At 63.3% G+C, this 9,381-nt stretch carries 6 protein-coding genes; all 6 read right to left on the bottom strand.

All coding sequences use genetic code 11. The features are described from left to right. Positions 1-34: 34 nt before the first annotated feature. Entirely contained in the window at positions 35-766 is a 732-nt protein-coding gene (pgl, locus tag VMF11_08350) for a 6-phosphogluconolactonase (GenBank protein ID HTU70322.1), read from the bottom strand. Continuing rightward, positions 763-1,740, bottom strand: coding sequence for an OpcA/G6PD domain-containing protein (locus VMF11_08355; GenBank protein ID HTU70323.1), 978 nt, complete (start codon positions 1,738-1,740; stop codon positions 763-765). Before VMF11_08355 ends, pgl begins: the two co-directional genes overlap by 4 nt. Then, positions 1,737-3,287, bottom strand: a complete 1,551-nt coding sequence (zwf, locus tag VMF11_08360; protein HTU70324.1) for a glucose-6-phosphate dehydrogenase — start codon at positions 3,285-3,287, stop codon at positions 1,737-1,739. Before zwf ends, VMF11_08355 begins: the two co-directional genes overlap by 4 nt. Beyond that, positions 3,280-4,173 carry a decarboxylating 6-phosphogluconate dehydrogenase gene (gnd, locus tag VMF11_08365; GenBank protein ID HTU70325.1) on the bottom strand — a complete coding sequence of 298 codons (894 nt, stop codon included), beginning with the start codon at positions 4,171-4,173 and terminating at the stop codon, positions 3,280-3,282. Before gnd ends, zwf begins: the two co-directional genes overlap by 8 nt. A 106-nt stretch (positions 4,174-4,279) precedes the next feature. Then, positions 4,280-7,108, bottom strand: coding sequence for a bifunctional transaldolase/phosoglucose isomerase (locus VMF11_08370; protein ID HTU70326.1), 2,829 nt, complete (start codon positions 7,106-7,108; stop codon positions 4,280-4,282). 27 nt (positions 7,109-7,135) lie between these two features. Beyond that, on the bottom strand, positions 7,136-9,139 hold the full coding sequence (gene tkt / locus VMF11_08375; GenBank protein HTU70327.1) for a transketolase: 2,004 nt from the start codon (positions 9,137-9,139) through the stop codon (positions 7,136-7,138). Between the last annotated feature and the right edge of the window lie 242 nt (positions 9,140-9,381).

Genomic DNA, 9,381 nt, shown 5'->3' on the forward strand with positions numbered 1-9,381 from the left:
CCAAAGAAGCGAGTCGATAAACCGGCGGCTCAATTCACGAAACCCCCGCCGCCGCTTTGTCGACGAGCCAGATGAGTTCGCCGTCGGCGGGCGCGATGATCTGCGCCGGATAGGTCGTCGGGTCGTAGGGACCCTCGCGGACGGCGGCCAGGGTGGCGGCTTTGGCGGCGCCTTCGACCGCGAAGACGACCGTGCGCGCGCCATTGAGCACCTGCGGGGTCAGCGTGATGCGCCACTGCGCTTGGGACTGCGAGTAGACCGCGCGCACCAGCTCTTCGTCGTGGGTGAGCGGATCGGTTCCGGGGAAGAGCGAGGCGGTGTGACCGTCGGGACCCATGCCGAGCATCACCAAATCGAAGCGCGGCTGCGGTCCGAGCGTGCCGATCAACTCGACGCGGTACGCGGCGGCGGCGCGGCGCGGGTCGTCTTCGCCGCGCATGCGATGCACGCGCTCCGGCGGAATGTGCAGCGGCTGAATGAAGGCGTCGTTCGCCATCTTGTAATTCGATTGATCGTGGTCGGGCGGTACGCAGCGCTCGTCGCCGAAGAAGACCTCAATCGCCTTCCAGTCGAGCGCGTTCGCGTACGGGGGCTGCGCAAGCAACGCATACGCGGCTTTCGGCGTGGTTCCGCCGGCGAGCGATACCGCGAAGCGCCCGCGTTCCTCGATCGCGCCGCGGCCGCGACCGACGAAGGTTTCGGCCAGCGCGCGCGCAACCTGCGCGGGCGTATCGGAGATCAGCAGATGTCCCTGCTCGCGCGTCATACGGCCTGGCGATCGATGATGTGCTTGGCCATCGTCAGCGATTCGATGAAAACTTCATCGCGCGTGCGGCTCAAGATCGCGCGCTCGACCAACGAGGCGAGGTCGACGGTGTGGACCGGCGTGCAGCGCGAACCACACGTCGTCGTCCCGGTTACGTCCAGGCAGATCGCGTTCAGATCGTTCGCTTGTACGGCGGCGCTGAACGTCGCGTGCTCGGACGCGAGCACCACCTTCGAGAGACGGCGCGGTGGGCCATCGTGGACCAATTCGAACTTCACCGGGCCGCTGGACGATGCCAACACTCCGCTTGCGGCCGGCGTCCAGGCCAAACGGCTGGCGAGCCACCCGAGCAGGTAGTACATCTCCGCGTCCGAACCGGCCGTGACCTCGATGCTGCGCAGCACCGCGAGTTCCCGGCGGCACTCGGGTTCATCGAAGAATTCCGCGATCAGCTCTTGCCACGAGACAAGCCGCAGATATGAGATGTCGTGAATGACGATCTCCGGATGCAGATCGATGAATCCGATGAGATCGCGCAAGGGACGCTCGTCGGTATGCGTCACCGAGCTGCTGCAGATCGTAGCATTTGCCCGTCGCGCCAGCGCGAGAAAGCGCTCGTCGGTCGAAAGCCCGTCGGCGATCCAAAGCAGAATGACCGGCGCCTCGGGAAGCTCCAGCATGGCAAGCGCCGCGCCGAGTTCGCTCGCGTCGGCTTCCTTCACGCCGATCTCGATCCACTCGCCGCGCGATCCGGAAGGCTCAACCAATCGCTCGCGGCCGTCCTTGCTCGCATCGAAGATCACGACCCGCGAAGGATGTTTGTCGGCGAGCGCGCGCGTGCGGTCGCGTACCCAGCCCGACGAAGCCGCGTCGCCCAAAAAGACCGCGAACGTCATCGTCGCGGCCTTCATGGAGCCGGGTTCGTGGCGAGCGGCGGCGAGCGCGTCGACGATCGGATGGATGTCGAGGCTCACAACGGACGCCAATCCGCGAAGAGCGTGAACGCCGACTGCGGACCTTGGGAACCGGACGGATAATTCGGAAACGTGAAATCCTTGGTGTTCTGCCACACCTCGAGCACCGGCATGACGATCTCCCATGCGCGTTCCACCGCGTCCCAGCGCGTGAAGAGGGTCTGATCGCCGCGCATCGCATCGCCGATCAAGCGTTCGTACGCAGGCGGCGACTGCACGCCGAAACCCGTGCCGTAATTGAAATCCATGAAGACGCTGCGGATATGCGCCTTCATCCCGGGAACTTTGGCGGAAAAGCGCATTGCCACGCCTTCCTCCGGCTGAATCTTCATCACGAGCACGTCGGGCTCGATCGTGTCGGTCCGTTCGCCGTAGATGCGGTGCGGGATCGGTTTGAACGTTACCGCGATCTCGGAAGTCTTCTTGGCGAGCCGTTTGCCGGAACGCAGATAAAACGGGACGCCGGCCCAGCGCCAATTCTCGATCTCGAGGCGTACCGCCGCGAACGTTTCGGTATTGGACTGCGGGTTCACGTCGGGCTCTTGGCGATAGGGGGGAACGGGTTTGCCGTTGATCGATCCGGCGCCGTACTGTCCGCGCGCCGCCATCTCGAGCACCTTGCTGAGCTGCGGCGGCTCGATCGACTGCAGTACCTTGAACTTTTCCGTACGGATCGCGTCGGCATCCGAACTCGACGGCGGCTCCATCGCGACCAGCGCGAGCAAATTCATCACGTGATTCTGAATCATGTCGCGTAGCGCGCCGGCGTGATCGTAGTACCCGCCGCGAAGCTCGACGCCGAGCTGTTCGGCCGCGGTGATCTGCACCGATTGCACGTAGTTGCGGTTCCAGACCGGTTCGAAGATCGTATTTGCAAAGCGCAACGCCATGATGTCCTGCACCGGCTCTTTGCCCAGGTAATGGTCGATGCGGTAAACTTCGCTCTCGCGAAAGACGCGATCGACTGCCGCTTGCAGCGCCCGCGCCGACGCCAGGTCCGTGCCGAACGGCTTTTCGACGACGATGCGTGCCCAACCGTTTTGCTGCGCGTTGAGATTGACTTCACCGAGCGCATTGATGATCGTGGGAAAGACCGAGGGCGGGGTCGAGAGGTAGAAGAGCCGGTTTCCCTTGGTGCCCAATTCCTTGTCGTTCTGCGCGATCCGCTTGGCCAGGAGACCGTAGCACTTGTTGTTGTCGAAATCGCCGCTGACGTAACTCAGGCGTTTCGCGAAGTCGTCCCACATCGCGCCTTGCGGTTTTTGATCGGAGGGTGCGAATTGGTCGAGCTGCTCCTTGCAGTACGCGCGAAATTCGTCGTCGGTGTATTCCGAGCGCGAGAACCCGACGACGGCAAAGTCGTTGGGCAGAATACCGTGCAGCCGCAACGAGTATATCGCCGGCAGGAGCATGCGCTTGAACAGATCGCCGCTCGCGCCGAAGAACACGAGCGAACACGGATCGCCGATCCGTTCGCTTTGGAGGCCCGCGCGCAGCGGGTTCTCCGCTTTTCCGTCGACCGAGACGGTGGCAACTGCGTCAGGCATGCGTCTCCGTCTTCACGGCGTGGCCGCCGAATTGATTGCGCAGCGCGGCGATCACCTTGGCGCTGAACGATTCCTGTTGGCGCGACACGAAGCGCTGCATCAGCGAAAGCGTGATGACCGGTGCCGGCACGTTCTCGTCGATCGCAGCCTGCACGGTCCAGCGTCCTTCGCCGGTGTCGTCGACGTAGCCGCGGATGTCTTTGAGGCCCGGGTCGGCTTTGAAGGCCAGCACCGCGAGTTCGAGCAGCCACGAGCGCACGACGCTGCCGTAGCACCAGACGTCGGCGACCTGTTCGAGGTCGAAATCGAACGGCGACTTCTCGAGGATTTCAAAGCCCTCTCCGTAGGACTCCATCATGCCGTACTCGACCCCATTGTGCACCATCTTCGAGAAATGGCCGGCGCCGGCGCGGCCGACGTGCGCGTATCCGTTGGGCGGCGCGAGCGTCCGGAAGATCGGCTCGCACGTCTTCACGGCGGAATCGTCGCCCCCGACCATCAGGCAGTAGCCTTCCTTGAGACCCCAAATGCCGCCGCTCGTTCCGGCATCGATCAGCGAGACGCCTTTGGCTTTGCAGCGATCGTAGGCAGCCAGGCCGTCCTTCCAATTCGTGTTCCCGCCGTCGACGATGATGTCACCCTTGCTCAGGATGCCGGCTAGTTCGTCGATCGTGTCGTCGGTCGGTTTGCCCGAGGGCACCATGATCCACACGATCTTGGGTGCGCTCAGCTTGGCGCACAGGTCGGCCAAACCGCTCGCGCGCACCGCGCCGCCCGAGGCCGCTTGCGCCACCGCGTCCGCGCTGCGGTCATAGACGACGACCTCGTGTCCCCCTTCGATCAGACGCGTCGTCATGTTCGCGCCCATCTTGCCCAGTCCAACCATCCCGAGTTTCATTCAAATCCCCCAATATCGTAAACCATGCGCAGCTGCACGATGCAGCTGCTGGTTCGGAGCACAGGATGTGCGATCCGCCCGCAGGGCGGCCGAACTATGCGCGTGCCGAGATCGCGTCGTCGACGGCGGCAATCAATGCGCGCAGCGCCTCGTCGATATCGCCCTTGAGATGAACGCGAACGCCGCGACGATGACGCTTGTCGAGTGATTGCCAGTCGCCGAGCGCCTGCGCCGCGAGCAGCGTGCGGAAGCCCACATTCATACCGGGAATCGGCATATCGCTGGGTTCGTCGCCGACGATCTGGAGCATCACGGCCGAATCCGGTCCGCCTTTGTGCAGCTGACCGGTCGAGTGCAAGAAGCGCGGCCCGAAGCCGACCGTCGTTGCGACGTCGCTTGCGTCGCGGATCTTCAGGCGCAGCTCGTCGAGTATGGCGATGTGCGCGGGATCGCGCGCGATGTACGCGCAGATCGCGACGTAGTCGCCCGGAACGAGCTGCTTGAAGACCGCTGCCAGCGCCCCGACGTCGGTGTGCGCGCCGGCACAATCCTTCGAGCCGGACAGATAGGTGATATCGAAGGACGCGCCTTCGACGTCGGCTGCCGGTTCGTCGATCGTACCCTTCGCCTCATACTGCGCAAGCAGCGCCTTGGTGTTGTCCTTCGACTCCTGGACGTTGGGCTGATCGAAGGCGTTTATTCCGAGCAAGCTGCCTGCCGCCGCCGTCGCAATCTCCCACAGGTAGAACTGCTCGCCTAGATCGTACTCGTCGTTCATCGCTAAACGAACGATCGGATGACCCGCGTCTTGGAGTGCTTGCAGCCCCTGCGTGACGCCGCCTGCCGGGTCCGGCAGATTTGCGCCGACGTACACGAAGACGCGGTCGTTGCCGTAGTCCGCCGGCGGACCGAGCGCCTCGCCCTCGATCGGGATGATGCCTTTACCCTCTTTGCCGGTCGACTCGGCGATCAATTGCTCGGCCCACGCGCCGAACGCGGCGACGTCGGGATGGGTGACGATCGTGAGCTTGTCGCGTCCCGCCAGCGCGTAGCCGCCGATCGCCGCGCCGAATCGCACGCCGGGCGCGACGCGCGGATCCACCGTCTTGTCATTGGCGTGCATCGCGCCGAGCGCACGGTCGAGAAGAAGCTGCACGTCGTAGCCGGCCAGCGCCGCGGGAACCATCCCGAAGTATGAGAGCGCGGAATAGCGTCCACCGATGTTCGGATCGTTCTCGAAGATACGCCGGAAGTTGTGCGCCTTGGCGACCTCTACCATGTGGGTGCCGGGATCGGTGATCGCGATGAATTGCCGTCCGGCGTGCGTCGTGCCGACCGATTTGGCGACCCGTTCGTAGTAGTAGGCGAAGAACGCGTTCGGCTCGGTGGTCGAGCCGCTCTTGCTTGCCACGATGAAAAGCGTCGTGTCGAGTTCGATCGCGTCGTCGAGTTCCTGGATCTGCGCCGGATCGGTGGAGTCGAGCACGTGGAGCGTCGGGTAGTCGGTGGCCTCATCGAAGGTTTCGGCCATGATGTCGGGTGCGAGCGAACTGCCCCCCATACCCAAAACGACCACGTGATCGAACTCGTCCGTGATCTCACGGGCGAACGCGAGCAGATCGGGCACGTGTTCCATCAGGTGCTGCGGAACGTCGAGCCATCCCAGCGCATGCTTCACGATGTCGGCTGCTTGGGGATCGCTCGTCCAGAGTGATGGATCTTTGGCCCAGAGCTTCTTGAGGAAGTCGGCGCTTGCGAGTTTCTCGAGTGCTCCCGGCGGCGCGGACGAGATCGCGACGCGCTCGCGGCCGTCGGCGAGTTGTTTCTGTTTGTAGACGATCGCGCCCATCAGTGCGGCGAACGAATCCGAGAAGGACGAAACGCCCTCGACCTGGAGGTCGTGCGTCACCTCGAAGAGGGAGATCTTCGCCTCTTGAAGCGCACGCATCGTGGCGCGCGCCTCATCCAAGCCGGTCTCGACCGTGTCGGGCGTCACCCTGCCGTGGTCGAGCAGCGCTTCGAGCGTGTTCGGCGGCATCGTGTTGACGGTGTGTTTGCCGACGACCGTCTCGACGTACATCAAGTCCGGGTAGGCCGGATTCTTCGTCGAGGTGCTGGCCCACAGCGGCCGCTGCACCGCGCCCCCGGCTTTGACGATCGGAGCGAACTCATCGCCCTCAAAGAGTTCCTCGAATTTTTGGTAGGTGAGTTTGAGGTTGGCGATGCCGGTTTTGCCCAGCAGCGATTGCAATGTGGTTTCGCCCTTGGCGATCTTCGCCTGTAGGAGCCGATCGATGGCGGTGTCGATGCGGCTGACGAAGACCGAATTGACCGAACGAATACGATCGATCGGCTTGCCCTCGAGGAGGCGGCGTTTCAGGCCGGCAATGTAGGCGCCGGCCGTCTTTTCGTACATCTCGATCGAGAAGATCAGCGTGACGTTGATGTTGAGACCGCTGTAGATGCACTCTTCGATGGCGGGAATGCCTTCGTTGGTCCCCGGGATCTTCACCATCAGGTTCGGGCGATCGACGCGCGTCCAGAGCGCTTTGGCATTTTCGATCGTGCCCGCCGTATCGTGCGCGAGAAGCGGCGAGACCTCGAGGCTGACGAAGCCGTCGTTGCCGCCCGAAGAATCGTAGACGCCGCGGAACGCGTCGCACGCTTGCTGAATGTCCGCCACGGCCAGATCCCAGAAGAGCGCGTCCGGGTCTTTCTCGGTGCCGATCAGCGAGCGCAGTTGTTCGTCGTAATCGTCTCCGGTGCCGATCGCCTTTTCGAAGATCGTCGGATTGCTCGTCATCCCGCGCAGCCCTTGATCGATCAGCCGTTTCAGTTCGCCGGATGCGAACATGCCGCGGCGAAGGTTGTCGAGCCACACGCTCTGACCGGCCTCGAGCAGTTGTTGCAATTGGTTACTCACGTGTCTCTCCTGCAGGATGTTGAGCGATTAACGCGATGCGAGTGCGAATTCGTCGAGTGCGGCTTGCGCGACGCGCTCGGGCGTGAAGCCGAGGCTCGCGGCGATCGCCGCCATCGGCGCCGATTCGCCGAAGCGATCGATGCCGTAGGTCACGCCGCGATCGCCGGTCCAGCGCTCCCAGCCGAAGGTCGATGCGGCTTCGATCGACATTCGTGCGGTCACGTTCGGCGGAAGCACGTCGTCGCGATAGGCTTGCGGCTGGGCTTCGAAGAGTTCCCAGCAGGGCATCGAGACCACGCGCGTTCGCACGCCCTTTGCTTCGAGCACTTTGCGCGCCTCGACCGCGAGCGATACCTCCGAACCGGTTGCGATCAGAATCAAGTCGGGCGTGCCCGACGCTTCCGCGAGCACGTAGGCGCCGCGGCCGACGTGGGCCACGCGGTCGCCGAGGAACGGCAGTTTTTGCCGCGTTAGAACCAACGCCCAGGGACACCCGCTGGTTGGATCGATCGCCAGCTTCCATGCTTCACACGTTTCGAGCGAATCGGCGGGCCGCACGACGCGAATGTTCGGCATCGCACGGAGTTGAGCGAGCTGCTCGATCGGCTCGTGCGTCGGACCATCTTCGCCGAGGAACACGGAATCGTGGGTGAAGACGTAGATCGCGTGCAGACGCGTCAGCGCGGCCAAACGCAGCGACGGTTTCATATAGTCGACGAAATTGAAGAAGGTGGCGCAGAACGGCATCAAGCCGCCGTGCAGCGCGATGCCGTTGGTCGCCGCCGCCATGCCGTGCTCGCGAACGCCGTAATGGATGTTGCGCCCGGCGTAGTTTCCGGGTTGGAAATCGCCCTGATCCTTGAGATAGGTCTTGGTCGAGGGATCGAGATCAGCCGAGCCGCCGACCAGTTCCGGAAGCGCGCCGGCGATCGCGTTCATCGTCGTCCCACCGGCATCGCGGGTCGCAACCGCACCGTTCTCGGCGTTGAACGTCGGCCACGGCAGATTCTCCGGCAGTTTGCCCGCGAGCGCGCGCTCGAGCTGCGCAGCCGCTTTCGGATTGGCCGCCTTCCACGAATCGTAACGGGTCTGCCACTGGGCTTGGAGTTGCGCACCGCGCGCGCCGCATTCCCGGAAAAATTTCAGCACGTCGTCGGGGACGTAGAAATCAGGCTCGAGCGGCCAGCCGAGTTCGGTTTTCGTCTTCTTGACGTTGTCGGCGCCGAGAGGTTCGCCGTGCGCCTTGAACGTGTCTTGCAGGGGCGATCCAAAACCGATGTGCGTACGCACCGCAATGAGCGAGGGCCGGTCGGTGACGCCTTTGGCGATGCCGATCGCTTCATCGATGGCGGCCACGTCGTTGCTGTGATCGACGGTGACGCGTTGCGTATGCCAGCCGCTCGCGTCGAATCGCGCGCACGCGTCATCGGTATAGGTGACGTCGGTCGGACCGGCCAGCGAAACGCGGTTGTCGTCGTAGAGCACGATCAATCTGCCGAGCTGGAGGTGCCCCGCCAACGAAAGAGCTTCTTGGCTTATGCCTTCCATCAGATCGCCGTCGCCGGCGATACAGTACGTGTAGTGATCGACGATCTTCGCGTCGGTGCGATTGTAGACGGCGCTCAGATGCGCTTCGGCGATTGCAAAGCCGACGGAATTACCGAATCCCTGACCGAGCGGTCCGGTCGTGGCCTCGACGCCGGGCGTGTGATTGGCTTCCGGATGCCCCGGCGTCTTGCTGCCGAGCTGGCGAAACGACTTGAGGTCGTCGAGCGTGAGATCGTAGCCGGTCAGGTAGAGGAGCGCATAGAGCAGCATCGATCCGTGTCCGGCTGAGAGAATGAAGCGATCGCGATCGAACCAGTGCGGATCCTTCGGATTGAATTTCAGGTGCCGGGTCCAGAGCGTGTACGCCATCGCGGCGGCTCCCAGCGGCATCCCCGGATGACCCGAGTTGGCCTTTTGGACGGCGTCGACTGCCAGAAACCGGATCGTATTGATGCGTTGCTCGTCGGCTGGCGTGTTCGGCACGGCCTGCTCCTTCGTAAGAAACGGCGGGAGCGAGTTATTCGCGCTCCTGTATCTTTCTCTTACCCAGAGGTGTACGCTACGCTGCTTAACGGCTGATTATGAGGAAACGAGGGAAGCTCTGAAAAAGTCGCTGTACCGATCGCAAGGAGCATTTTCCGGTGCGAATCGAGGCGCATCCGAGGGAGCATAGCAACGCGCTCTGTGACCGAGGATGCAACGAAGACCCGCACCGGAAAATGCCC

This window comes from Candidatus Baltobacteraceae bacterium, from assembly GCA_035502855.1.
In the GTDB taxonomy this organism is placed as follows: domain Bacteria; phylum Vulcanimicrobiota; class Vulcanimicrobiia; order Vulcanimicrobiales; family Vulcanimicrobiaceae; genus Aquilonibacter.

Excerpts from the sequence above, each read along its gene's own strand:
- pgl (HTU70322.1), bottom strand. The coding sequence starts at position 766 with ATGACGCGCGAGCAGGGACATCTGCTGATCTCCGATACGCCCGCGCAG.
- zwf (HTU70324.1), bottom strand. The coding sequence starts at position 3,287 with ATGCCTGACGCAGTTGCCACCGTCTCGGTCGACGGAAAAGCGGAGAAC.
- gnd (HTU70325.1), bottom strand. The coding sequence starts at position 4,173 with ATGGTTGGACTGGGCAAGATGGGCGCGAACATGACGACGCGTCTGATC.